Source organism: Actinomyces urogenitalis (assembly GCF_002861525.1).
GTDB lineage: Bacteria > Actinomycetota > Actinomycetes > Actinomycetales > Actinomycetaceae > Actinomyces > Actinomyces urogenitalis.
This window is the reverse complement of sequence record NZ_PKHA01000008.1, coordinates 53,921-77,656: the sequence shown is the minus strand read 5'-3', so window position 1 is coordinate 77,656 and position 23,736 is coordinate 53,921. Positions and strand designations below refer to the sequence as shown.

Here is a 23,736-nt window from a genome sequence, read left to right as displayed (position 1 = left end):
ATGGTCATGAGCGAGCAGCACACCGCCCCAAGCTGGACCGATGGCCCCTTCCTGGGCTTCGATACCGAGACCACCGGCGTCGACCCGAGCCAGGACCGGCTCGTCACCGCCGCCCTGGTCATGCGCGGCCCTCGCCATGGCGAGGGTACACGTCGTCAGGAGGTCGTGACCTGGCTGGCCGATCCCGGGGTGCCGATTCCGCCCGGCGCCAGCGCTGTCCACGGCATCTCCACCGAGCGGGCCCAGGCTGAGGGGCGCCCTGCCCCGCAGGTCCTGGAGGAGGTGGCCCAACGCCTGGCTCAGGCCATGGGTGCGGGGACGCCGGTCGTGGCCTTCAACGCTTCCTTTGACCTCACGCTCATGGAGCACGAGCTGGCGCGCCATGGGCTGGCCACCTTGCGCGAGCGCCTGGGTGGTCCCCTCGCTCCTGTCCTGGACCCCCTGGTGCTAGACCGGGCCGTGGACCGGTTCCGCAAGGGCAAGCGTCGTCTGGACGCCATGTGCCAGGTCTACGGCGTCCAGGTCGATGAGGCTCTCCACACCGCCGAGGTCGACGTCGCAGCCACCCTCGACGTCCTGGAGGCCCTGGCCCACGCCTACCCTGAGCTTGCCCAGATGAGCCTGAGCCAGCTGCAGTCCTTCCAGGCCTCCAGCCACCGCGCGTGGGCGCAGTCCTTCAACGACTGGCTACGCCGGCAGGGCCGTCCGGCTGACGTCGATCCCTCCTGGCCCCTGGCCTCAGAATCCTGAGCATCCAAAGCGCAGGCCCGGCACCTGCACCACCTGGTGCCAGTGCCGGGCCTGCGTCAGGCGAGGCTTGCGCCAGGTCAGACCTGCGCTAGCAATCGCGCCTCAGCTGCGGCCAGCGTAGTTGGGCGCCTCGACGGTCATCTGGATGTCGTGGGGGTGGGACTCCTTCAGACCCGCAGCCGTGATCCGCACGAACTGACCGTTCTCCTTGAGCTCGGGGATGGTGCGTGCACCCACGTAGAACATCGACTGGTGCAGGCCACCAACCAGCTGGTAGACGACGTCGGCCAGGGAGCCGGAGTAGGGCACCTGGCCCTCGATGCCCTCGGGAACGATCTTGTCGTCACCCGAGACATCAGCCTGGAAGTAGCGGTCCTTGGAGTAGGACTTGCGGCCGCGAGAGCTCATGGCACCGAGCGAGCCCATGCCGCGGTAACGCTTCCACTGCTTGCCGTTGACGAAGACGAGGTCACCGGGGGACTCGGTGCAGCCGGCCAGGAGAGAGCCGAGCATGACGGTGTCAGCACCGGCGACCATGGCCTTGGCGATGTCACCGGAGTACTGCAGACCGCCGTCGGCGATAAGCGGCACACCGGCCGGGGTGCAGGCGCGCGCTGCCTCGTAGACGGCGGTCACCTGCGGCACGCCCACGCCCGCCACCACGCGGGTGGTGCAGATCGAGCCCGGGCCCACACCGACCTTGACCGCGTCAACACCGGCGTCGATAAGCGCCTGCGCACCCTCGCGGGTCGCGACGTTGCCGCCGATGATCTGCACGCCGGCAAAGGCAGAGTCCTTCTTCAGACGCGAGATCATCTCCAGAGCGAGCTTGGCACCACCGTTCGCGGTGTCCACCACGAGCACGTCCACCCCGGCATCCGCCAGCGCGCCGGCGCGGTCCCAGGTGTCACCCCAGTAGCCGACGGCGGCGCCGACCACGAGGCGCCCTTCCTCGTCCTTGGTGGCGTGAGGGTACTGCTCGGTCTTGACGAAGTCCTTGACCGTGATGAGGCCGGTCAGGCGCCCGGAGGCGTCAACCAGTGGGAGCTTCTCGATACGGTGCTCGGCCAGGAGCGCCTTGGCGTCCTCGCGAGAGATACCCGTGGGTCCGGTAATGAGGCGCTCGCGCGGCGTCATGCAGTCACGCACGCGCAGGGTGCCCCAGGTGTCCGCCGGCACGAAGCGCAGGTCGCGGTTGGTGATGATGCCGAGCAGGTTGCCGCCCTCGTCAACCACGGGCAGGCCGGAGACCTTGTAGTGGCCGCACAGCTTGTCCAGCTCGGCGATGGTGGCGTCCGGCCCCACGGTGACGGGGTCGGAGACCATACCCGACTCTGAGCGCTTGACCCGGCGCACCTGCTGGGCCTGGTCCTCGATGGACAGGTTGCGGTGCAGGATGCCGATACCGCCCTGGCGAGCCATGGCAATCGCCATCTCGGACTCGGTGACGGTATCCATCGCGGCGCTGAGAAGCGGGGTGGACAGGCTGATTTTCTTGGTCAGTCTGGAGGCCGTGTCGACCTCGGAGGGGATGACGTCGGTCAGCCTGGGCAGCAGGAGAACATCGTCGTAGGTCAGTCCGGTCGGTGCATACAGGTCAGGGCTGGTGATCGAGTCGCTCACAGTGTGCATGGTAGGACCCCGCGAGCCTGCCGTGCACCCCGCGCCAGCGTCGGGCTGCTCACGCGCGCGTGCCCCGCAGGTGCCGCATCCCGCAGACTGAGACCGCCCAGCCCCTTCAGTGGTACACCAATGCTTGCCGTTCTCCCGAAAGCACCCTAATGTTCCCTAAGACACGGGTGTGACGGCAGGGTCCGCCGTCGTCACTGAGAAGGGACTCATCCATGCCTGAGCGGTCGCGGCAGCCTGGTCCCGTGACCGCTTTGTGGGAGTGGCAGTACCAGGGCGCCTGCCTGGGAATGGACTCCGCCCAGTTCTTCCACCCTGACGGAGAGCGGGGACGCTCGCGCCGTCGGCGTGACGACGGCGCGAAGGCCGTGTGCCGCGCCTGTCCCGTACTTGCGCGCTGCCGCGAGCACGCTCTGGCGACCCACGAGCCCTACGGCGTGTGGGGCGGGATGACCGAGGAGGAGCGCCGGCAGGTCCTGGCCGGACGCCGGCTGCCGTAACACCCCACCGCGCCCGTTCGGTTCTGGGTGTCTGGAGCCCGCTGGCCACCCGCCTACTCGCACGCCACGGCGCCCAAGGCACGCGATGACCGCCCCCCCCCCAGGGCCACGCTGTCACCCGTCCAGACACGACGATGGGGAAAGGAACCGTAGCTCCTTCCCCCACCTGTGGCCGCACCAGGGCGGTCAGCGTGACGTCACTTGGTGACGACGGCGAGCACGTCGCGCGCCGAGAGGATGAGGTAGTCCTCACCGGCGTACTTGACCTCGGTACCGCCGTACTTGGAGTAGATGACGACGTCGCCCTCCGCGACGTCCACCGGGATGCGCTTGCCGGAGTCGTCGACGCGGCCGGGGCCCACGGCCACGACCTTGCCCTCCTGCGGCTTCTCCTTGGCAGTGTCCGGGATGACCAGGCCGGAGGCGGTGGTCTGCTCGGCCTCGAGCGTCTGGACGACGATGCGGTCCTCGAGCGGCTTGATGGAGATCGACATGGTGTCCTCCCCTTCTCGCTTGTTCAGCGTACGGATGGTGTTGTGGTCCGCGTCCTGACTTGCCGGGCCGCCGTCGCGGGGGTCGGTCCGCCAGCGCCGAGGGCGCGTGCCGCGGAGCCTTCGCCGGCCCCGCGTCCAGAAGAGAATCTACGCGCGGCGTTAGCACTCAGTCAACGCGAGTGCCAAAGGGAGGGCCCTGGTTCGCCATCGGCGTGCGATCATCGTGACGATGGCTTCTTCCTCCCGCTCCGCCGCGCCCGACGCCGCCGCCCTCGCCCCGTTGCTCACCCCGCAGGGCTGGCAGCTGCTGTCCTCACTGCCTCCTTACGACCCTGACTCCGCCCTGCGCCTGGGCGAGGAGCTGCGCGAGGCCGGCCACAGCCCGCAGCTGGTCTCAGCAGCCCTGACCCAGCAGCGCCTGCGCGAGCGCGCCACGGCCAAGTTCGGCCCCTTCGCCTCCCAGATGCTCTTTACCCCAGACGGCCTGGAGCAGGCCACGCGCCTGGCCGTGTCCGCCCACCACGCTGCCCGCTACGCCAAGGCAGGAGTGAGCCGCGTGGCGGACCTGGGCTGCGGCATCGGTGGGGACGCCGTGGCACTGGCCGGCCTGGACCTGCCGGTTCTCGCCGTCGAGCGCGATGAGGCGACAGCGGCACTGGCCACGGTCAATCTCATGGCCTTCTCCCACGCCGAGGTCCTGTGCGCTGACGCGCTGGAGGTGGACCTGGCCGCCCACGGCGTCGACGCCGTCTTCGCTGATCCCGCCAGGAGGGCCGGTGGCTGGCGCCTGACCGACCCCGAGCAGTGGTCTCCTCGGCTCAGCCAGGTCCTGGCGCTGCGCGACCAGGTCGAGGCCCTGGGCATCAAGGTCGCTCCCGGCATCGAGCACGCGGCCCTGCCGGCCGACTCCCACGTGCAGTGGGTCAGCGTGGGCGGAGAAGTCGTCGAGGCGGGGATCTGGTGCGGCCCCTTGGCCCCCGAGGGCCCTGGCCGCTCCGCCCTCGTCCTCACCGAGGACCCGCACCGCCCAGGCGGCCCCACCGCCCACGTCCTGGCCGACCCGGGCTGTGTGGACCCCTCGACCGCTCCCGTCCAGACCGATGCCGTGGCCGGAGCTGATGACCTGGCTCCCCTGCTGCACGAGCCCGACGGCGCAGCCATCCGTGCGGGGCTGGTTGCCTTCATCGCCGAGCAGCTGGGGGCGCGGCCCCTGGCTCCACGCATCGCCTACCTCACGGGCTCGGCTCCCGCTCCCGAGCATCTGCGTCCCTTCCTGCGTAGCTGGCGTATCCGGGAGGTCTTGCCCCTGCACCTCAAGGCCCTCAAGGCGCGGATGCGCACAAAGGAGATCGGGCGACTGGAGATCCACCGCCGCGGCGTTGAGGTCTCCCCCGACGCCCTGCGCGCCTCACTGCGTCCCAAGGGTCCCCACGGCGAGACCTGGGTACTGACACGGCTAGGCTCGATGCCGGGGCGTGGCCGCGGCAAGGCCTCGGGCCCCAAGGGCGTGGTCCTGGTGGTCGAGCAGCTGGAGCAGGCGGACGCAGCGCAGGCCTAGACTGACCGCGGACGGCCTAGACAGGCCCGGTTCCGCCGCGGCGGGTCGGACTTCTTCTGGCACCCTTCCTGACGAAGGGCGCACCATGACCACGGCACCACGCTTCCGCCATCACCACCGCCAGGAGCTGTCTTTTGCCTCCTCACCGCGCTCCGGCGTCGGTATTGAGTGGGAGCTTCAGCTCCTGGACCGGGACTCCCTCGACCTGTGCCAGTGCGCCGCCGAGATCCTGGGCGCCGTCGGCCAGGACCCGAATATCCACGGCGAGATGATGCTCAACACCATCGAGCTGGTCTCGGGAGCCCGTCACACCATCGCCGAGTGCGTCGAAGACATTGCCTTCGCCTACGACCGTCTGCTGCCGGTGGTCGACCCGCTGCGCGTGGACCTGGTCAGTGCCGGCACCCACCCCTTCGCTGACCCCCTGGTCCAGCGAGTCACCGACGCCGAGCGCTACTCCCGGCTCGTGGACCGCACCCGCCTGTGGGGTCACCAGATGCTCATCTTCGGCACTCACGTCCACGTGGGCCTGGAGGACCGGGACAAGGCCCTGCCCATCCTCAAGGCGCTGCTGACCCGGACCGCGCACCTGCAGTGCCTGAGCGCCTCGTCTCCCTTCTGGGCCGGGGAGGCCACCGGGTACGCGGACAACCGGGCGATGATGTTCCAGCAGCTGCCCACCGCAGGTGCCCCGCACCAGCTTGATATCTGGGCGGATCTGGAGGCCTACGCCGGGGACATGATCCACACCGGCGTCATCGAGGAGTTCAGCGAAGTGCGCTGGGACGTGCGCCCCTCCCCCCCCCAGGCTCGGCACCATCGAGGTACGCGCCTGCGACGCCGCCACCAACCTCACTGAGCTCGCCAGCATCGCGGCGCTCACCCAGTGCCTGGTCGAGAGCTTCTCCCGCGCGCTGGACAGGGGTGAAGAGCTCGACGCCATGCCTGACTGGTACGTCGATGAGAACAAGTGGCGCTCAGCGCGCTACGGCATGGACGCCATCCTCATCACCGGCTCCGACGGCGAGGAGGAGCTGGTCAGCGACACCGTGGCCCAGATGGTCGAGCAGCTCATGCCAGTGGCCGAGGAACTGGGGTGCGTCCGTGAGCTCGTAGCGATCCAAACCACGCTCGACGCCGGAGCCTCCTACCAGCGTCAGCTCGCCGCGGTCAGCGCTGCCGGCGGCGCCAACCAGGCGGCCGTCAAGCTCATGCAGGCCGAGGTGCGGGCGGGCAGGCCCCTGAGCCCCACCGAGGTCCTCTCCACGGCCTCGACGATCCACCCCTCCACCCTGCCGGCCTCTCACCGCCATCGTTTCGCCAGCGCCTGAGGCACGGCGTCGGCCCGCAGGCCGTTGGCCGGCTCCGCCAGCCCTGCCGGCTGGAGCTGCTCCGGGTCAGAGGGCGATGATGGTGTCCAGGGGCATCCCGGAGTCAGGAGCGAAGTCCATGGGGCTGGGCTCCACGCCGGCGCGCACGGCCGCGCTGCCCAGCGCCGCGATCTGGGCACCGTTATCCGTGCAGTAGCGCAGCGGGGGCAGACGCAGCGTGATCCCAGCCGCCTCGCAACGCTCGGCCGCCAGCGAGCGAACCCGGGAGTTGGCGGAGAACCCACCGCCGATGACCAGGGTGTCCACGCCCTCGTCCAGGCAGGCCTGGACGGCCTTGCCAGTCAGGGAGTCATTGACCGCCTCGGAGAAGGCAGCGCACACGTCCGCCTTAGGCACCTCCTGGCCATCATCCTCCAGGGACTCCACGTAACGGGCCACGGCAGTCTTGAGGCCGGAGAAGGAGAAGTCGTAGCGGTGGCGCTCCTTGTCCTTGCCGGCGGCCAGCCCTCGGGGGAAACGGATGGCCTCGCGGTCCCCTTCCTGGGACAGGCGGTCGACGTGGGGGCCACCGGGGTAGGGCAGACCGAGAAGACGGCCCACCTTGTCAAAGGCCTCACCTGCGGCGTCGTCCAGGGTGCCGCCGAGCTCACGCACGTTGGTGGCGATGTCGCGGATGGAGACGATGTTGGAGTGACCGCCGGAGACAATGAGCCCGATAGCCCGCTCAGGCAGGGCGCCGTCGACCAGCTCGTCGACGGCCAGGTGACCGATGACGTGGTTGACGCCGTAGATCGGCTTGCCCAGCGAGGCAGCCAGCGCCTTGGCAGCAGAGATGCCCACGGTGAGGGAGCCGATGAGGCCAGGGCCGGCGCATACGGCGATGGCGTCGACCTCAGACAGGTCCACGTCCGCCTTGGTCAGGGCGGCGTCCAGCGTGGGGACAAAGGACTGCAGGTGGGCCCGGGAGGCGATCTCGGGGATGATCCCGCCGAAGCGGGCGTACTCATCCATCGACGTCGCCACGACGTCCCCCAGCAGCTCGCGGCCTCGCACTAGCGCCACGCCAGTCTCGTCGCAGGTGGACTCGATTCCCAGGATCAGAGGTTCGCTCACGCCCGCCAGCCTAGTCCCTACGCCCATCAGCCCGGATACCCCGAGCACGACGGCGGGGTCGTCACCTCGTGAGGGTGACGGCCCCGCCGTCTCAGATCCGTCAGGCGGGCCTGGGGCCCGCCTGGCCAGGCTCACACGTGAGCGTGCTGGCCCTTCCACAGCGCGTGGCCGAGGTCGCGGTTCAGACGCGAGATGACCTCCAGCGGCACCGACTTGGGGCACACGGCCGCGCACTCACCGATGTTCGTGCAACCACCGAAGCCCTCGGCGTCGTGCTGGTTGAGCATCGAGACCACACGGGACAGACGCTCGGGCTGACCCTGCGGGAGCAGACCCAGGTGGGAGATCTTCGCACCGGTGAACAGCATGGCCGAGGCGTTCGGGCAGGCCGCCACGCAGGCACCGCAGCCGATGCAGGCCGCAGCCTCGAAGGCAGCGTCAGCCTTCTCCTTCTGGACCGGCACCGAGTGGGCCTCGGGGGCCGCACCGGTGTTGACCGAGATGTAGCCGCCGGCCTGGACAATGCGGTCCAGGGCGGAACGGTCGACCACCAGGTCCTTGAGGATCGGGAAGCCCGCCGAGCGCCAGGGCTCGATCGTGATGGTGTCGCCGTCCTTGAAGGAGGGGTCCTCGGCCAGGTGACGCATGTGCAGCTGGCAGGTGGTGGAGCGGATCGGCCCGTGGGCCTGTCCGTTGATGACCACACCACACTGACCGCAGATGCCCTCACGGCAGTCCGAGTCGAAGGCGACGGGCTCCTTGCCCTCCTGGAACAGCTGCTCGTTGAGCAGGTCGAGGACCTCGAGGAAGCTCATGTGCTCCTCGATACCCGACATGGAGTACTCCTCGAAGTGCCCCTCGGTGTTCTGGTTCTTCTGACGCCAGATCTTGAGCTTGATGTTCACTTGTAACTCCGCTGCTTGAGCTCGATGTCCTTGTAGATGAGGTCCTCCTTGTGGAGGATCGGGGGCTGGTTCTCGCCGCCCCACTCCCACGCGGCCACGTACAGGAACTCATCGTCGTGGCGCAGGGCCTCGCCCTCAGGAGTCTGGGACTCGGCGCGGAAGTGACCACCGCAGGACTCACGGCGGTGCAGCGCGTCGATGCACATCAGCTCGGCCAGCTCGAAGAAGTCGAGCAGGCGGCCAGCCTTCTCCAGCGTCTGGTTGAGCTCCATCGCCTCGCCCGTGATACGGGCGTCGCGCCAGAACTCCTCCTTCAGCTCACGGATCTGCTTGATGGCCTCACGCAGACCCTCGTCGCGACGCTCCATGCCGCAGTACTCCCACATGATGCGTCCCAGCGCCATGTGGAAGTCATCGACGGACCGGGTGCCGCGCAGCGCCATGAGCCGGGAGATCCGCTCCTCGACGCTCTTGCGGGCTTCCTCGATCTCCGGGGCGTTGGGGTCGACCTTGCCCTCACGGAGCATGTCCGCCAGGTAGTCGTTCATCGTGTCCGGCAGGACGAAGTAGCCGTCCGCCAGACCCTGCATGAGCGCCGAGGCACCCAGGCGGTTGGCTCCGTGGTCGGAGAAGTTCGCCTCACCAGCCACGTACAGGCCCGGGATGTTGGACTCCAGGTCGTAGTCGACCCACAGACCACCCATCGTGTAGTGGACGGCCGGGTAGATGCGCATCGGCGTCTCGTAGGGGTCGTCACCGGTGATGCGCTGGTACATCTCGAACAGGTTGCCGTACTTGGCGCTGACCTGCTCCTTGCCCAGGCGCTCGATGGCCTCGGAGAAGTCGAGGTAGACACCGCGCGAGACCATGCGCTCGGTGCCGTCGGGCGCCTTCTCCTTGATGGCCGGGCCCACGCCGCGACCCTCGTCGCACATGTTCTTGGCCTGACGGGAGGCGATGTCACGCGGGACCAGGTTTCCGAAGGCCGGGTAGATGCGCTCCAGGTAGTAGTCGCGATCCTCCTCGGGGATGTCCTTCGGGTCCTTCTTGCAGTCCTCTGCCTTCTTCGGCACCCAGATGCGTCCGTCGTTACGCAGGGACTCACTCATGAGGGTGAGCTTGGACTGGAAGTCACCAGACTGCGGGATGCAGGTGGGGTGGATCTGCGTGTAGCAGGGGTTGGCGAAGTAGGCGCCCTTGCGGTGTGCACGCCAGATGGCGGTCGCGTTGCAGCCCATGGCGTTGGTGGACAGGAAGAAGACGTTGCCGTAGCCACCGGTGCACAGCACGACGGCGTCCGCCAGGTGGGTCTCAATCTCGCCGGTGACCATGTCACGGGCGATGATGCCCTTGGCCTTGCCGTCCACGATGATGAGCTCGACCATCTCGTGGCGGCGGAACTCCTTGACCGTGCCGGCGCGCACCTGGCGCTCCAGGGCCTGGTAGGCGCCGATCAGCAGCTGCTGACCCGTCTGGCCACGGGCGTAGAAGGTACGCGAGACCTGCACGCCACCGAAGGAGCGGTTGTCCAGCAGACCGCCGTACTCACGGGCGAAGGGAACGCCCTGGGCCACGCACTGGTCGATGATGTTGGCGCTGACCTCGGCCAGGCGGTAGACGTTGTCCTCACGCGCCCGGTAGTCACCGCCCTTGACCGTGTCATAGAAGAGGCGGTAGATCGAGTCGCCGTCGTTGCGGTAGTTCTTCGCCGCGTTGATACCACCCTGGGCCGCGATGGAGTGCGCGCGGCGGGCGGAGTCCTGGTAGAAGAAGCACTTGACGTTGTAGCCCTGCTCGCCCAGCGACGCCGCAGCAGCGCCACCAGCCAGGCCGGAGCCGACGACGATGATGTCGAGCTTGCGGCGGTTGGCGGGGTTGACCAGCTTGGCGTTGAACTTGCGCTGCTCCCAGCGCTTGGCGATCGGGACGTCGTGGGGCGCCTTGGTATCGGCGATCTTCTCGCCCTCGGTGTAGAGGCCCTCGATGAGTTCAGTCATCATTCACTCGCTCTCGATCAGTCAGTAGGCGACGGCCGCGCAGTGGTCAGCGAACTGCTCGGCAGCCGAGCCGATCGCGTCGCAGAACTGCGGGTAGTAGTCGGCAGCGGCCATGGGCGCGTCAACCCAGCCGAAGAGGATCGCCGTAGGCACTGCCATGAAGCAGGCGAACAGCGCGAAGGCGACGACAAAGGCGATGACGCGGACGAAGGGGATGACGTTGCCGCGCATGGCACCGACGGTCTGCAGGGCCGACCACACGCCGTGCCACACGTGCAGGCACAGGGCGGCCAGCGCCACCAGGTAGATGAGGTAGACCCACCACAGCTGGAAGCCGTAGTACATGTTCTGGTACGCGCGACCGTGCACGTACTCACCGCCCGGAGTGGCGGATAGGGTGGTGAACTGCAGGATGTGCCAGATGATGAACAGCAGCAGGATGACGCCGCCCCAGCGCATGGTGCGCATGGCGTAGCGCGAGGCGAAGTACTCCGCGCCCGGCTTCTTCACGGCGTACTTGTCACTGCCGCGCGCCTTCTTGTTGCGGTGCCACAGGTGGAAGGCGCTGCCAGCGTGCGCGAGCAGCAGCACCACCAGCGCGATGCGCATGATCCACAGGAAGCCCTCGTAGGGCAGCAGCGGCTGGAGTAAGGTCCGCAGGAACACCGCGTAGTGATCGTAGGCAATCTCGCCCTGGAAGTAGTGGGTGTTGCCGTAAGCATGGAAGATGACGAAGAGCAGGAAGACGATGCCCGACCACGCCATGAGGCGCTTCATAAAGACAGTGGTCGAGAAGGCGGTCCGCTTCTTCTTGGGTGAAACAGTCTGTGAGGCCACGGCGGAAGCGTATCCAGGGTGAGTGCGCCGATAGTCCTATTCGATGTCCCCGATTCAGCATCCTGATCCGAGATTGGCGTCATGACGGTGCTTCCCGGCCCTGCCCGGCCTCATACGCACTGCGAGCCAGCCTCATTCGTCAGGTCAAAAGACCTCACGTCCTGCATCATTTCGTCAGACCACTCGCACCAAATGTCTCCGCGCCCACAGCTCCCAGGCCACCGCGCAGGTCCAGGCGCATGACCACGGCGTCTTCCACCGGTGCGACGTAGTAGCGCCGGCGCACACCCAGGGGGCGGAATCCGTGCCCGGCGTACAGGCGCTGGGCCGCCTCGTTGGAGGCCCGCACCTCCAGCAGCACCGCGCGGCAGCCACGACCGCGCGCCACCTCGACCAGATCGGCGAGCATCACCGTGGCCACGCCACGGCGTCGTGCGGCCGGCACGGTGGCGATGGTGAGCAGGTCAGCCTCCCCGCGACCGTCGCCGAGCCACAGGCCGGCGTACCCCAGCAGGCCACCGGCTGCATCCTCGACGACGACGTAGCGACGGTCCGCCTGCGGCCCCTGGGCCGCGGCGAACTCGTCTGCCACCAGCTGAGAGCTCCAGGCCTCGCCGCCAAAGAGCTCGCCCTCCAGGCGAGCCACCTGCGCAAGGTCAGCACTCGTCATCGCACGCAGATGAGCCTGCGCGAGGCTCTCACCCCGGTCGGGGCCGGTGACCTGGCTCACCTGTGACGCTTGGTGGCGGTGGGCATCTGGACGTCGGCGTGGCGCAGGTAGAGAGGCTCAGTGGGCAGCTCACGCCCCTGGGCGAGCCGCACCAGCGCGAGACGGACCTGGGCCAGCGCGTCACCGGAGACCGGCGCCAGCGCCGTGCGAGCCTCAGCCAGCTCGGGGTAAAGCCCGACGCCAGATCCGGCCACATAAGCCACCGCGTCAGCCTCCAGCACGCCGGCGAGCTCAGCCGGCACCATCACGCCGATCTCGCCCAGCCGCTCGACGTCGTCGGCACCCTTGGCACGGTAGCGCGCGGTGTAGACCTCCTTGCGGCGGGCGTCGGTGGCCACCTGGACCACCGCCTGACTGGCAGCCTCCTCGCCCTCAGCCTGCACCAGCTCGTCAAGGGCGCGGCGGGCGACGGCGTCCAGGCTCGGCATGCCGTAGACCCTCAGTCCACGGGCGCGTCCCACGGTGCGTGCAGTCACCAGCCCCGCCCGCAGCCCGGTGAAGGGAGCCGGGCCTGTCGCGGCAACGACGGCGTCCAGGGGCTGGTTCGCCACGCCGGGGGTCGACAGAGTCTGGGAGAGCATCGGGCCCAGGGACTCAGCGTGGTGGCGTGAGTCCTCCTGGTCGAGCGAGGCCAGAACCGTCAGGCGCAGGGCCTGGTCAGGGGCCTGGCCGGCAGGGTCCGCGTCGCAGACAAGGAGCTGGGTTCCGAGCGAGGAGTCGATGGAAAGAATGCGCACGGGACCCAGCCTAGGCCCTTGCCGGACTCAGACGCTCAGGCCAGGAGGCTGTCGAGATCGACACCTGCCCACCGCGGGCCCACCGCGGTGAGCGTGATCGTGCGTCGTCCGTCGTCGACCTCGGCCAGGTCAGTGACCCCGTGAGCCGCGTCCGAGGGCGCCGTCTCCTGTCCCCCGTCGGCCTCCGCACCGCCAGGGCGCGCAAGGCCACCGTGCGGGCGTCCCACGGCGATCTCCAGGCGGTCGGCGCTCAGGGCCTCGACCTTGTCCTCGCCCCACTCCACCAGGGTCACGGACTCCTGGAGGGAGGAGTCCAGGTCCAGCGCATCAATCTCCTCCAGACTGGACAGCCGGTAGGCGTCGACGTGGATGAGGTCCGGCCCCTCTCCCAGGGCGGGGTGGACACGAGCGATGATGAAGGTGGGCGAGGACACTCGTCCGCGCACGTTAAGGGCGGAGCCGATGCCCTGGGCCAGGGTCGTCTTGCCGGCCCCGAGCCCTCCCGAGAGCATGACGAGATCGCCACGGCGCAACAAGGCGGCCACGCGCGCACCCAGGGCTCGGGTGCCGTCCGCGTCCGTCGTCGTCACGGTCACGGTCTGGGCTGCGTGAGAGGTCATCACCACTCCTGAGGTCTCGGGCTGCTCGGCGGGCCTGCCGGCGGCTCCACTCTAGGCGTCCCGCGGCCAGCCGCCCTCACCTGACCGGGACACGCGGGACACGCGGCCCCAGGCGGGTGAGGATCTCGTAGCTGATCGTTGAGCACACCCTCGCCCAGTCCTCGGCGGTGGGGACCCCCTCACCGTCACGGTCGGGGTCGCCCCACACAATCGCCAGGTCGCCAGCCGCGGCCGGCACGGGCAACGGCGAACCGGCGGCGTCAGTGGCCGGGCCGAGGTCGATGACGACCTGGTCCATGCACACCTTGCCCACCACGGTGGTGCGCCTGCCCGCCACCCAGACCGGGCCGGTGCTGGCGGCGGCACGCGGGATCCCGTCGCCGTAGCCCAGCGGCACCAGGCCTACCCAGCGGTCGGTCGGAGCGCTCCAGGTCCCGCCGTAGGAGACCGCCTGTCCAGCGGGAATGCGCTTGACCTGGACAAGCGGCGCCTGCAGGCGCATGACCGGGCGTAGCCCCAGCTCCTGGGAGGTGGCGACGGCAGGCTCGGGCGAGAAGCCGTACAGGCCGATGCCGATGCGCACCAGGTCCAGCCGGGCGTGCGGGTGCCACTCCAGCCCGCCGGTGGCGGAGAGGTGGCGCACGCCCGGGTGCAGACCCGCCTGGTTGAGGATCTGCTCACCACGCCGGAACCGCGCCAGGTGGTCCTCGGTGGACCCGCTGTCCGGCTCGTCAGCCCGCGAGAGATGGGACCACAGGCCGACGACGTCGACCTCCCCCTCGTCCTGCGCGGCCCTGGCCTCGCGTGCCAGCGCCGGCAGGTCCTCCAGCACCGCCCCCGCGCGGGACATCCCCGTATCCACCTTGACGTGGATCCGGGCCACGACGCCCTGGGCACGCGCCGCGGCGCGAACGGCCTGGAGCTGCGTGAGCGTGGAGACTGACAGGTCAAGGTCTCCTGCCAGCGCCTCCCGCAGGGGCGAGCCTTCCCTGGCAGCCTGCTGCGGGCTCAGGACGGGTACCAGCCAGCACAGCAAGCGTGGCGCCTGGCTGGAGGCAGGCTCGTCGGCCGAGCGCGGGCGCGCGACACCAGCCGCGTCAAGCAGACCGCGCAGGTGCAGCGCCTCATCGAGCTGGGCGACGCCGAGCCAGCTGGCACCGGCGTCCAGACAGGTCCGCGCCACCGCCTCGATACCGTGGCCATAGGCATCGGCCTTGACCACGGCCATCCATGCGCGTCCGGCCTTACTGGCAAGAACGCGAGCGTTGTGGGCCAGGGCCTCCAGGTCGATGAGGGCACAGGCGGTTGCAGCCCCGGGCGCCCTCACCTCAGCCGCCCAGGTGCGCGCTGAGGTCTGTGGTGCGGATGAGTCAGCGGAGGACGCGACAGTCATGAACGGCATTGTTCCACTCTCGCCACGGGCGAGCCGTCAGGGGGTCAGGCTGTGAGCAACCATTCGCGCCAGGACACCAGGCAGTGCTTCAGCGACGTCCAGGGCCGTCACCGGCCCTCCGTGCGCGCCTTCGCACTCGCCATCAGCCTCCAGCCCCTGTCGGGTCAGGCTCGCCGCCCAGCCGGCGCGTGCGTGAAGACGGACCGCGAGCGCGGCACAGGCTGCGGGGTCCAGCCTCTGTCCGCCCTGCTCCTCCTGCGCTCCCCGAGCCGCGAGCACGGTGCCCAGGACCCCAGCCAGGACGTCGCCGCTGCCGGCCGTGGCCAGCCAGCCGGGACCAGCGTCCAGGGACAGCAGCCCAGCCTCGGTCGCCCCCAAATCCGTCCCTGCTGGACGTGCCACGAGCGTCGGGGTCCCCTTGAGCACCACCGTGGCACCGGTCAGCGTCGCCAGCTGTCGGGCTGCGGCAGCCGGAGCCGCCTCGACCTCCTGGCGGGTGCGCCGCACACCGAGCTCGCTGATCAACGCTGCGGCTTCGCCGGCGTGGGGAGTCAGTACCCTGCGCTCACCCAGCCCGCCGGGCGCCATCGTCCCGGCCGCCAGCACGGACGGCACCAGCGTCAGGGCCCCCGCGTCCACGACGGCAGGCAGGTCCTGGTCAACGGAGCGCTCCAGCGCCTCTGCCAGCTGGGCCATCCGTTCCTCGTCGCCCGGGTCGGTCCCCGGCCCGATGACGAGCGCCTGGCAGCGACCGTCCGCCGGGACGACCTCCGGGCGACGGGCGAGCACGAGGTCCTCCACCCGGCGTGGGGCGATGAGCCGGACCATGCCGGCCCCTGTGCGCGCCGCCGCGCTCGCGGTCAGGACAGCGGCGCCTGGATAGGTCAGGCTTCCTGCCCACAGGCCGACGACGCCGCGGGTGTACTTGTGGTCAGCGTCGCCGGGCACCGTGACCATCCTGGCGAGCGTGGTTTCGTTGGGCCGCTGTACCAGAGGGGCGCCGGCTGGCACCGGCAGGCCGAGGTCGGCGACCTCGACCTCACCCACGTGCTGGGCTGCCGGCGGCAGGAGATGGGCTCCGCGCAGGCAGGTGAAGGTGACGGTCCGGTCAGCGGTGAGCACCGGGCCAGGCACGGTGCCCTCGTCCACGCCGGTCCCCGAAGGCAGGTCCACCGCGAGCACGCGAAAACCACGCTGACCGCGACCTCCGCGGGCGATCAGGGGCTCGACCAGGGCAGCCGCCTCGGCGCGCAGGGCTCCGGTGGCGCCGATGCCGGTCAGTCCGTCCAGGACGAGCCGGAAGGAGAGCGGACCGCGCAGTGCGGTCTCATCGTGCAGCCAGGAGGCTGCCTGCTGCCCGGCCAGGACCGTCACGCCGTCGGCGTACGCCTGGGCCAGGGCAGCGGCGTGCGGGTGCTCGGTGGCCAGCAGGGCGGTCACGCGCGCGCCGGCGCGCTGTAGTGCGGCGCCTGCCAAAAGCGCGTCGCCGCCGTTGTGTCCGCCGCCCACCAGCAGGACCACCCCGGCGCCAGCGGCTCCGCCGAGCCTGTGAACGGCGCTACCGGCTTGCACGGCGCCAGCGGCCTGGGCCGCCAGCTCCTGCCTGGAGGCGGCCAACAGGTAGTGAGCAGCGGCGCGCATGTAGCGGTCGGTGCCCGCCGTCAGCGGCGCCTCGGCCTCGGCGATGGCGGAGGCCGGGTAGGCGGTGATCGGGTGGAGGGTCGGGCAGGTTTCACGCACCTGCTCATCCTCCCCTCTCACGTGAGGCTGTGGCAGGCTCTGGCCGCCACCAGTCTTGGCAGGGGCTAGACCCAGGGCCACGAGCTGGTGAGGAAGGCCTCGACCGCCCGGTGGCGGAAGGTGTAGGGACGCCCGCGCTCAACGATCCCGCGGGTCAGGTCCAGGCGCTGCGCCGTCGTTCCCAGTTCGCTGGCATGCGCGTGGCCCATCTGACGCGCGATCTGCGTCAGGGTGCGCTCGTGCGGGTCCAGTGCCGCCATCGCCCGGAGGAACCGCTCCTCCCGGGCCGGTAGGCGGGCGAGGACGCGCTGGACATGGGTCTCGGCCTCCGCCGCGGCGCTGCGCCAGCCCTCATGGACCTCCTCAGCCGTGATCATGTCCCCCACCCCCGCGAACCAGGCGCGCTCCCCCGCCAGCTGGAACAGGAAGGGCTCGCCGCAGGACAGGTCGATCAGGGCGCGGCAGGCCGTAGGCGTCATGCGGATCCGCTGGTTGTGCCCGTGCGCATCAGCGATGACCCATCCCTCGTCAACGAAGGGATGCAGCGCCAGGGCCAGGTCGGCCTCGTCGAGGGCTCCCAGCGTCGTGGTCTGGAACCGGCGCGCGAAGGTAGCGCCCGTCCGGGAGCCCGCCGTGTCCTGAAACTCGGGCAAGCCGGTGAGGTAGACCGACAGCGGCAGCGCAGGACTGAGCTCAACCCCGCCTGGCACCTGGCGCCGTTCCTCGTGCACGAGAGCGTCCCCCAGGGCAATGAGCAGCTGGGAGCGCACCGCGTCGTCGGTGATGTTCTGCACCTCGTCGACGTGGAGGAGGACCATGCGGTCCTTGTGCCGGGCTGCCTCCCGCCCGATCTCGATGAGCAGCTCGCTGAGGCTGGTGTAGGGATCCGGTCCGGCTGCCTCCCGTAGCGAGACGGACACGCCTGAGAGCGCGACCGCCTCAACCCGACCGAGCAGACGTTTGATCCGCTCCTCCCGCGCCGCAGCCAGGCCCGCCTCGCGCGCCAGGTCGATCAGGGCCACGGCTACCCGCTTAAGGGGATCAGCACCAGCCGGGATACGCAGCTGGGAGGTGACCCAGTCCCCGCCTTGCGCAGCGTCCGCCGCGATCTTGCGCACGAGCGAGGACTTGCCTGTGCCCGCCTCGCCCAGGATCGTGCGACCCCGCTCAGCGATGCCACCGAGCCTGCGCGGGCGCAGGACGTCACGCCAGTCGCTCAGCTGCGCGGCCCGGCCGGCCCAGACCTGGGGGACGGTGTCCGATCCTGGGCTGAACGGCGAGTCAAGGGGACGTCTCATGTTGGTAAGTTTACCAAGGTGCGCCGGCGCTGATAACATTACCAAGCCCTCTGGCGCCCGTAGACAGCCCACCCATCGCTTGGCCTACACCCTTAGACCTGGTTACCTGGAGCGGTGATCGTAGGAATCGGTACCGACCTGGTGGACGTGGCACGGTTTGAGGCGCGTCTACGCGCTGTGCCGGCGCTGGCCAAGCGGGTCCTGACCGACCGCGAGCGCGAGGCCTGCGCCGCCCGCCCCGACTCGCTGGCCGCCCGCTTCGCGGCCAAGGAGGCGGTGCTCAAGGTCCTCGGCTCCGCACTCGCCCAGCGCGGTCGCCAGGCCCCCAGCGGCTGGAGCTACCGGGACATCGAGGTCGTCAGCGCCCCGGGCAGGCCTGCGCGCCTGGCGCTGCACGGCGTCGTCGCCGGGCTCGCCGCCGAGCTCGGCGCCTCACGCTGGCACCTCAGCCTGTCTCACGACGGCGGGGCCGCCACCGCCGTCGTCCTGGCCGAGGGCTGAGCCTGCCCGCTTCCCTCTCATCGCGAGTGTGCAGGTCGGTGGGTGGGTGTGCACCGCGGTCCTGCACCCTCACCCACCGACCTGCACAGTGGAGCACTCGGCTCTCCTGGCCAGCTCCTACTCGACCGTGACGGACTTGGCCAGGTTGCGTGGCTGGTCCACGTCCAGCCCCTTGGCCCCGGCCAGCGCGGCGGCGAAGACCTGGAGCGGGACCACCGTGAGCAACGGCCACATGAGGGTCGGCGTACGCGGGACCCGGATGACGTCGTCGGCATAGGCGTCCACCGCGGCGTCACCCTCCTCCGCGATGATGATCGTGCGCGCACCGCGGGCACGCACCTCCTGGATGTTGGAGATGACCTTGTCATGCAGCACAGGGCGGCGCGGGGTGGGGACGATGACGAAGATCGGCAGCCCCTCCTCCACCAGGGCGATCGGTCCGTGCTTGAGCTCGCCTGCGGCAAAGCCCTCGGCGTGCACGTAGGCCAGCTCCTTGAGCTTGAGCGCCCCCTCCAGGGCCACCGGGTAGCCCACGTGGCGTCCCAGGAACAGGAAGGAGCTGCGATCAGACAGCTCAGCCCCCAGGGCCTTGATCCTGTCCTCCTGGGTGTCGAGAAGCTGCTCGATCTTGGCCGGGATCTGTCCGAGGTTGCCCAGGTAGTCGGCCACCTCGTCCGGCCACTTGTTGCCCCGCAGCTGGGCGAGGTACAGGCCCAGCAGGTAGCAGGCCGTGATCTGGGCGAGGAAGGCCTTGGTCGAGGCCACCGCGACCTCAGGGCCGGCGTGGGTGTAGAGCACGGCGTCCGCCTCGCGCGCGATGGTGGAGCCGTAGGTGTTGACGATCGCCAGGACCTTGGATCCCTGCTCACGAGCGTGGCGCAGCGCCTGGATCGTGTCCATCGTCTCCCCTGACTGGGAGATGGCCACCGTCAGCGTCTTCTCGCTCACGATCGGGTCGCGGTAGCGGAACTCGTGCGCGAGCTCGATCTCCACCGGGATCCGGCACCAGTGTTCGATGGCGTACTTGGCCACGTGCCCCGCATAGGCAGCGGTTCCGCAGGCGATGACGATGATCTTGTCCACGCTGCGCAGCACGGAGGGATCGATCCGCATCTCGTCCAGGACGATCTCGCCGCGCTCGTCCACGCGCCCGCGCAGGGTGTCCGCCACCGCGGTGGGCTGCTCGTGGATCTCCTTGTCCATGAAGGTCTCGTAACCGCCCTTGACCGCGGCCGAGGCGTCCCAGGACACCTCCCAGGTGCGCGGAGTGACCTGGCGGCCCTGCGCGTCCCATACCGTCACCGAGTCAGCGCTGACGAGCACCACCTGGTCGTCATCGACCTCGGCAGCCCTCTTGGTGAAGGCGACGAAGGCGGCCACGTCCGAGCCCAGGAAGCTCTCCCCCTCCCCCAGGCCGATGACCAGCGGGCTGGAGCGACGCGCGGCCACAATGACGCCGGGGGCCAGGGGCGTGACCGCCAGCAGCGTGAACGCGCCCTCCAGCCGCTTGGTGACCGCCTGCATCGCCTCCACGAGGAGACCGGCGACGACGTCAGCCCCCGGTTCCTCTCCGGTGGCCTGGACCTGGGCCAGGCGTGCAGTGAAGTCCATGTCCAGCACATGAGCCGCGACCTCCGTGTCCGTGGCGGACAGCAGCACGCGGCCAGCCTCCTCGACCTCGGCGCGCAGGGTGCGGAAGTTCTCGATGATGCCGTTGTGCACCAGCGCGATACTGCCGGCGCGGTGCGGGTGGGCGTTCTCGGTGGTCGGGCCGCCGTGGGTGGCCCAGCGGGTGTGCCCGATGCCGGCCGAGGCCGGGTGAGGCGGGGTAGCAGCCAGCGCGGCACGCAGGTTGTCCAGCTTGCCGGCGGCCTTGACGACGTCGAGGCCGCCCGGACCGACCAGCGCGACCCCAGCCGAGTCGTATCCGCGGTACTCCAGGCGTCCCAGGCCGTCCAGCAGGACGGTAAGCGAGCGGTCAGAGGCTGCAAGGGGACCGGTGTGGCCGACGATTCCGCACATGGGAGCGATGCAACCACGCTCGAGGGCATCGATCAACGCACTGCGCTGTCAGCGTGGCGGGCAGGCTTAGGCGTCACGCACCCCGATAGGACACACTGGAGCCGTGAGCGCACCCTCCCCCTTCATCGAGCTCTCCCGCGACCAGTGGCGGGCCCTGGCCTCCTCAGCCCCGCTGCCCCTGACCCAGGCGGACGTGGAGAAGCTGCGGGGCCTGGGCGACCCGATCGACCTGCCCGAGGTCGACGTCGTCTACCGTCCCCTCACGGCGCTGCTGGAGACCTATATCACCTCCACCCGCGCCCGAGGCCAGGCGACGGCTGAGTTCCTGGGGGTGGATGAGCGCCCGACCCCTTTCATCATCGCCGTCGCCGGATCGGTGGCAGTGGGTAAGTCCACGACCGCCCGCCTCATTGCCCACCTCCTGCGCCGCTTCCCGGCCACGCCCCGGGTGGACCTGGTGACCACGGACGGTTTCCTCCTGCCCAACGCCGTCCTGGAGGAGCGGGGACTGACCACCCGCAAGGGCTTCCCCGAGTCCTACGACCGCCACGCGCTGCTCGACTTCGTGGCCGCGGTCAAGTCCGGGGCACCCCGGGTGAAAGCGCCGGTCTACTCCCATACGGTCTATGACATCGTGCCCGAGCGGCGTATCACGGTCGAGCGCCCGGACGTGCTCGTGCTGGAGGGGCTCAACGTCCTCCAACCCGCCCCACGCGGGCACCAGCCCCTGGGTGGCTCCACCCTGGCGGTCTCCGACTTCATCGACTTCTCGATCTACGTCGACGCCGATCCCGAGCACATCCGCAGCTGGTACCTGGACCGCTTCCTCACTCTCAAGCGCACGGCCTTCCGCGACCCGCGCTCCTACTTCCGCCGCTACGCCTCCCTGCCCGACGACGTGGCCCTCACGGTCGCCGGCGGGATCTGGGAGAGCGTGAACCTGGCCAACCTCAAGGAGAACATCGAGCCCACGCGTGAGCGCGCGACGCTGGTGCTGCACAAGGACGCCGACCACCACATGAGCCGGGTGCGTCTACGCAAGGCCTGAGTCCGGCGCGGCTGCGGGCACGCGCCAGCACGGGTCCCTGCTCGCGCTGGTGTCCCATCCACGCGACGACGGCGGGGCCCACCTTTCGCTGGAAAGGTGGGCCCCGCCGTCGTCCGGCTCGCCAGGGGCCTACAGCGAGAGCGTGTCCTTGACGACGCCCGCCAGCTGACCGGCGACCTCGTCCGCCTCCTCCTGGGTGGCGGCCTCAACCATGACGCGTACGACCGGCTCAGTGCCCGAGGGACGCAGGAGCACGCGGCCGGTCTCCCCCAGGCGCGCCTCGGCTGCGGCGACGGCGTCCTGCACGGTCTTGTCCGTGCCGGCGGCAACCTTGTCCACACCGCGAACGTTGATGAGGGTCTGGGGCAGGCGGGTGACCACGCTGGCCAGCTCGGCCAGGGACTTGCCCGTGCGCTTCATCCGCGCGGCCACGCGCAAGGAGGTGAGCACGCCGTCGCCGGTGGTGGCGTGCAGGGAGTCGATGACGTGACCGGACTGCTCCCCACCCAGGGTGTAGCCGCCCTGGAGCATCCGCTCCAGCACGTAGCGGTCACCCACGCCGGTCTGGACGGTGCGGATACCGTGCTCCTTCATGGCCAGGATGAGGCCGAGGTTGCTCATCACGGTGACCACGAGGGTGTCGGAGCCCAAGGTGCCGTCCTCCTTCATACCGATGGCCAACAGGCCCATGATCTGGTCGCCGTCAACGAGGTTGCCCTCGGCGTCCACGGCCAGGCAGCGGTCGGCGTCGCCGTCGTAGGCCACTCCCATGTCCGCGCCCACGTTGCGCACGTAGGCCTGGAGCTGCTCGGGGTGGGTAGAGCCACAGGCGTCATTGATGTTGAGACCGTCCGGGGAGGCGTTGATGACGATGACCTCCGCCCCGGCGGCGCGCAGGGCGGCCGGGCCCACGTTCGAGGCGGCCCCGTTGGAGGCGTCCACGACGATGCGCAGGCCGGACAGGTCGGTGGCCACGGAGTCGACGAGGTGATTGATGTAGTTCTGGTCCGCCACGGTCTCGCCCTTGATGACCCGGCCCACCCCCGCGCCGGTGGGCAGCTGGTCGATCGTGCCGAGCAGGGACTCGATCTCGTCCTCGACGGCGTCGGCCAGCTTGTAGCCGCCGCGGGCGAAGAACTTGATGCCATTGTCCTGGAAGGGGTTGTGGGAGGCGGAGATGACCACACCCAGGTCCACGTCCTGGGTCGCGGTCAGGTGGGCGATGGCAGGGGTCGGCAGGATGCCCACGCGGGTGACGTCCACGCCGGAGGAGGCCAGGCCGGCCGAGATGGCGTGGTCGAGGAACTCGCCACTGGCACGGGTGTCACGGCCCACGATGGCGCGCGGTCGCCCGCTGCGCGAGCGCTTGGAGGCCGGGGTCTGCCGGGTCAGGACCTGGGCCGCCGCCTCACCGAGCTGAACGGCCAGGGCCGGGGTGAGCAGGTCGTTGGCCAGGCCGCGCACGCCGTCGGTGCCGAAGAGTCGTGCCATGGGTGTTCCTCCTGTGATCGGTTCGTCTCCATCATTCCACGCCCACGCAGTGGCGTGCGTGAGCGTGGCCTGTCCCCTGGCCGTGCTCATGGACTAGGTTGTGGCGATGACCACTGTGCATGAGACCACCGGTCCTTTCGATCTCGCGCGCGAGGCCGCCCAGGTCATCGCCAGCCGCTCCGGCGTCGCCCGCCATGACCTCGCCCTGGTCCTGGGCTCGGGCTGGGGCGGCGCCGCGGACCTCATCGGCGAGACCGTCAGCGAGATCCCCGCCGCTGAGGTACCCGGCTTCCACGCTCCTGCCGTCGCCGGCCACGTGCCGGTCATGCGCTCGATCCGCGTGACGGGTACCGACCGCTACGCGCTGGTCCTGGGAAGCCGCACGCACTTCTACGAGGGGCGCGGGGTGCGAGCCGTCGCGCACGGTATGCGAACGGCTGCCGCCGCCGGCGCCCGCCAGGTGGTCCTCACCAACGGCTGCGGCGGGCTCAACCCCGACTGGCGGCCTGGCCAGGTCGTCCTCATCCGCGACCACATCAACCTCACAGCCGCCTCCCCGCTGGAAGGGGCGACTTTCGTCGACCTGACCGACCTGTACTCCCAGCGCCTGCGCGACCTCGCCCATGAGGTCGACCCGAGCCTGCCCGAGGGCGTCTACGTCCAGTTCCGAGGCCCCCACTATGAGACGCCGGCCGAGGTCAAGATGGCGGGGATCCTGGGAGGCGACCTCGTGGGTATGTCCACCACCCTGGAGGCCATCGCCGCGCGCGAGGCCGGGATGGAGGTGCTGGGCCTGTCCCTCATGACCAACCTGGCCGCCGGCATCTCCCCCACGCCGCTGTCCCACGCCGAGGTCATCGAGGCTGGTCAGCAGGCAGCCCCGCGTATCGCGCGTCTGCTGGCCGAGGTCGTCATGCGCATGGGCTGACCGGCGTCCACGCCGACCCAGCCGCTCCAACCACCACTCCCGTGCCGCGAGTCCACCCCCTCGCGGCACGGGACACTTCTTCAAGGGCACTCAGACGCGACGGCGGCCGGCCAC

General features: G+C 69.8%; 20 protein-coding genes and 1 pseudogene. 7 read left to right on the top strand and 14 right to left on the bottom strand.

What is annotated here, in order from left to right; genetic code table 11:
- Complete coding sequence (locus tag CYJ26_RS08125; RefSeq protein WP_006548438.1) at positions 1 to 750, top strand: exonuclease domain-containing protein; 750 nt, start codon at positions 1 to 3, stop codon at positions 748 to 750.
- Between the two features lie 102 nt (positions 751 to 852).
- On the opposite strand, the gene guaB is transcribed toward CYJ26_RS08125, so the two are convergent.
- Positions 853 to 2,382: an IMP dehydrogenase gene (guaB, locus tag CYJ26_RS08120; RefSeq protein ID WP_180950874.1), complete on the bottom strand. Its 1,530-nt coding sequence runs from the start codon at positions 2,380 to 2,382 to the stop codon at positions 853 to 855.
- Between the two features lie 212 nt (positions 2,383 to 2,594).
- On the opposite strand from guaB, the gene CYJ26_RS08115 reads away from it, so the two are divergent.
- A complete protein-coding gene (locus CYJ26_RS08115) occupies positions 2,595 to 2,879 on the top strand; it encodes a WhiB family transcriptional regulator (RefSeq protein ID WP_101638248.1) in 285 nt (94 codons plus the stop codon).
- A gap of 197 nt (positions 2,880 to 3,076) precedes the next feature.
- Here the strand turns inward: CYJ26_RS08115 and groES are convergent, their stop codons facing one another.
- Positions 3,077 to 3,373 (bottom strand): co-chaperone GroES, encoded by a 297-nt coding sequence (gene groES, locus CYJ26_RS08110; protein WP_006548435.1) that lies wholly within the window; start codon positions 3,371 to 3,373, stop codon positions 3,077 to 3,079.
- Between the two features lie 229 nt (positions 3,374 to 3,602).
- Between groES and CYJ26_RS08105 the strand changes: the two genes are divergently transcribed.
- Both CYJ26_RS08105 and CYJ26_RS08100 read left to right on the top strand, forming a co-directional pair.
- Positions 3,603 to 4,931: a class I SAM-dependent methyltransferase gene (locus CYJ26_RS08105; protein WP_101638258.1), complete on the top strand. Its 1,329-nt coding sequence runs from the start codon at positions 3,603 to 3,605 to the stop codon at positions 4,929 to 4,931.
- A gap of 85 nt (positions 4,932 to 5,016) precedes the next feature.
- A pseudogene (locus CYJ26_RS08100) lies at positions 5,017 to 6,262 on the top strand (glutamate--cysteine ligase).
- 66 nt (positions 6,263 to 6,328) lie between these two features.
- Here the strand turns inward: CYJ26_RS08100 and tsaD are convergent.
- The 10 genes from tsaD to CYJ26_RS08050 all read right to left on the bottom strand — a co-directional run bounded on the left by tsaD (position 6,329) and on the right by CYJ26_RS08050 (position 17,632).
- Positions 6,329 to 7,375 carry a tRNA (adenosine(37)-N6)-threonylcarbamoyltransferase complex transferase subunit TsaD gene (gene tsaD, locus CYJ26_RS08095; RefSeq protein WP_034236238.1) on the bottom strand — a complete coding sequence of 349 codons (1,047 nt, stop codon included), beginning with the start codon at positions 7,373 to 7,375 and terminating at the stop codon, positions 6,329 to 6,331.
- 131 nt (positions 7,376 to 7,506) lie between these two features.
- Positions 7,507 to 8,280, bottom strand: a complete 774-nt coding sequence (locus tag CYJ26_RS08090; RefSeq protein ID WP_006548430.1) for a succinate dehydrogenase/fumarate reductase iron-sulfur subunit — start codon at positions 8,278 to 8,280, stop codon at positions 7,507 to 7,509.
- Entirely contained in the window at positions 8,277 to 10,277 is a 2,001-nt protein-coding gene (locus CYJ26_RS08085; protein WP_048684224.1) for a fumarate reductase/succinate dehydrogenase flavoprotein subunit, read from the bottom strand. The genes CYJ26_RS08090 and CYJ26_RS08085 overlap by 4 nt, the downstream gene beginning before the upstream one ends.
- Positions 10,278 to 10,298: 21 nt before the next feature.
- Entirely contained in the window at positions 10,299 to 11,054 is a 756-nt protein-coding gene (locus CYJ26_RS08080; RefSeq protein ID WP_048684222.1) for a succinate dehydrogenase cytochrome b subunit, read from the bottom strand.
- A gap of 226 nt (positions 11,055 to 11,280) precedes the next feature.
- Positions 11,281 to 11,784 carry a ribosomal protein S18-alanine N-acetyltransferase gene (gene rimI / locus CYJ26_RS08075; protein ID WP_048684297.1) on the bottom strand — a complete coding sequence of 168 codons (504 nt, stop codon included), beginning with the start codon at positions 11,782 to 11,784 and terminating at the stop codon, positions 11,281 to 11,283.
- Positions 11,785 to 11,840: 56 nt separating this feature from the next.
- Positions 11,841 to 12,581 (bottom strand): tRNA (adenosine(37)-N6)-threonylcarbamoyltransferase complex dimerization subunit type 1 TsaB, encoded by a 741-nt coding sequence (gene tsaB / locus CYJ26_RS08070; RefSeq protein ID WP_048684220.1) that lies wholly within the window; start codon positions 12,579 to 12,581, stop codon positions 11,841 to 11,843.
- Positions 12,582 to 12,616: 35 nt separating this feature from the next.
- Complete coding sequence (tsaE, locus tag CYJ26_RS08065; RefSeq protein WP_048684219.1) at positions 12,617 to 13,201, bottom strand: tRNA (adenosine(37)-N6)-threonylcarbamoyltransferase complex ATPase subunit type 1 TsaE; 585 nt, start codon at positions 13,199 to 13,201, stop codon at positions 12,617 to 12,619.
- Between the two features lie 76 nt (positions 13,202 to 13,277).
- Entirely contained in the window at positions 13,278 to 14,603 is a 1,326-nt protein-coding gene (gene alr, locus CYJ26_RS08060) for an alanine racemase (RefSeq protein ID WP_101638247.1), read from the bottom strand.
- Between the two features lie 27 nt (positions 14,604 to 14,630).
- On the bottom strand, positions 14,631 to 16,334 hold the full coding sequence (locus CYJ26_RS08055; protein ID WP_244902048.1) for a bifunctional ADP-dependent NAD(P)H-hydrate dehydratase/NAD(P)H-hydrate epimerase: 1,704 nt from the start codon (positions 16,332 to 16,334) through the stop codon (positions 14,631 to 14,633).
- A gap of 65 nt (positions 16,335 to 16,399) precedes the next feature.
- Positions 16,400 to 17,632, bottom strand: coding sequence for an ATP-binding protein (locus CYJ26_RS08050; protein ID WP_006548422.1), 1,233 nt, complete (start codon positions 17,630 to 17,632; stop codon positions 16,400 to 16,402).
- Positions 17,633 to 17,746: 114 nt separating this feature from the next.
- On the opposite strand from CYJ26_RS08050, the gene CYJ26_RS08045 reads away from it, so the two are divergent.
- A complete protein-coding gene (locus tag CYJ26_RS08045) occupies positions 17,747 to 18,133 on the top strand; it encodes a holo-ACP synthase (RefSeq protein WP_024034643.1) in 387 nt (128 codons plus the stop codon).
- Positions 18,134 to 18,250: 117 nt separating this feature from the next.
- On the opposite strand, the gene glmS is transcribed toward CYJ26_RS08045, so the two are convergent.
- Complete coding sequence (glmS, locus tag CYJ26_RS08040; protein WP_006548419.1) at positions 18,251 to 20,155, bottom strand: glutamine--fructose-6-phosphate transaminase (isomerizing); 1,905 nt, start codon at positions 20,153 to 20,155, stop codon at positions 18,251 to 18,253.
- Positions 20,156 to 20,258: 103 nt separating this feature from the next.
- Here glmS and coaA point away from each other — a divergent pair, with 103 nt between their 5' ends.
- A complete protein-coding gene (gene coaA, locus CYJ26_RS08035) occupies positions 20,259 to 21,203 on the top strand; it encodes a type I pantothenate kinase (RefSeq protein WP_006548418.1) in 945 nt (314 codons plus the stop codon).
- Between the two features lie 129 nt (positions 21,204 to 21,332).
- Here the strand turns inward: coaA and glmM are convergent, their stop codons facing one another.
- Positions 21,333 to 22,694 carry a phosphoglucosamine mutase gene (gene glmM, locus CYJ26_RS08030; RefSeq protein ID WP_006548417.1) on the bottom strand — a complete coding sequence of 454 codons (1,362 nt, stop codon included), beginning with the start codon at positions 22,692 to 22,694 and terminating at the stop codon, positions 21,333 to 21,335.
- 106 nt (positions 22,695 to 22,800) lie between these two features.
- Here glmM and CYJ26_RS08025 point away from each other — a divergent pair, with 106 nt between their 5' ends.
- Positions 22,801 to 23,622, top strand: a complete 822-nt coding sequence (locus CYJ26_RS08025; RefSeq protein WP_040319685.1) for a purine-nucleoside phosphorylase — start codon at positions 22,801 to 22,803, stop codon at positions 23,620 to 23,622.
- Positions 23,623 to 23,736 lie beyond the last annotated feature (114 nt).

Excerpts from the sequence above, each read along its gene's own strand:
- CYJ26_RS08125 (WP_006548438.1), top strand. The coding sequence starts at position 1 with ATGGTCATGAGCGAGCAGCACACCGCCCCAAGCTGGACCGATGGCCCC.
- guaB (WP_180950874.1), bottom strand. The coding sequence starts at position 2,382 with ATGCACACTGTGAGCGACTCGATCACCAGCCCTGACCTGTATGCACCG.
- CYJ26_RS08115 (WP_101638248.1), top strand. The coding sequence starts at position 2,595 with ATGCCTGAGCGGTCGCGGCAGCCTGGTCCCGTGACCGCTTTGTGGGAG.
- groES (WP_006548435.1), bottom strand. The coding sequence starts at position 3,373 with ATGTCGATCTCCATCAAGCCGCTCGAGGACCGCATCGTCGTCCAGACG.
- CYJ26_RS08105 (WP_101638258.1), top strand. The coding sequence starts at position 3,603 with ATGGCTTCTTCCTCCCGCTCCGCCGCGCCCGACGCCGCCGCCCTCGCC.
- CYJ26_RS08085 (WP_048684224.1), bottom strand. The coding sequence starts at position 10,277 with ATGACTGAACTCATCGAGGGCCTCTACACCGAGGGCGAGAAGATCGCC.
- CYJ26_RS08080 (WP_048684222.1), bottom strand. The coding sequence starts at position 11,054 with ATGAAGCGCCTCATGGCGTGGTCGGGCATCGTCTTCCTGCTCTTCGTC.
- rimI (WP_048684297.1), bottom strand. The coding sequence starts at position 11,784 with ATGACGAGTGCTGACCTTGCGCAGGTGGCTCGCCTGGAGGGCGAGCTC.
- tsaE (WP_048684219.1), bottom strand. The coding sequence starts at position 13,201 with ATGACCTCTCACGCAGCCCAGACCGTGACCGTGACGACGACGGACGCG.
- alr (WP_101638247.1), bottom strand. The coding sequence starts at position 14,603 with ATGCCGTTCATGACTGTCGCGTCCTCCGCTGACTCATCCGCACCACAG.
- CYJ26_RS08050 (WP_006548422.1), bottom strand. The coding sequence starts at position 17,632 with ATGAGACGTCCCCTTGACTCGCCGTTCAGCCCAGGATCGGACACCGTC.
- glmS (WP_006548419.1), bottom strand. The coding sequence starts at position 20,155 with ATGTGCGGAATCGTCGGCCACACCGGTCCCCTTGCAGCCTCTGACCGC.
- glmM (WP_006548417.1), bottom strand. The coding sequence starts at position 22,694 with ATGGCACGACTCTTCGGCACCGACGGCGTGCGCGGCCTGGCCAACGAC.
- CYJ26_RS08025 (WP_040319685.1), top strand. The coding sequence starts at position 22,801 with ATGACCACTGTGCATGAGACCACCGGTCCTTTCGATCTCGCGCGCGAG.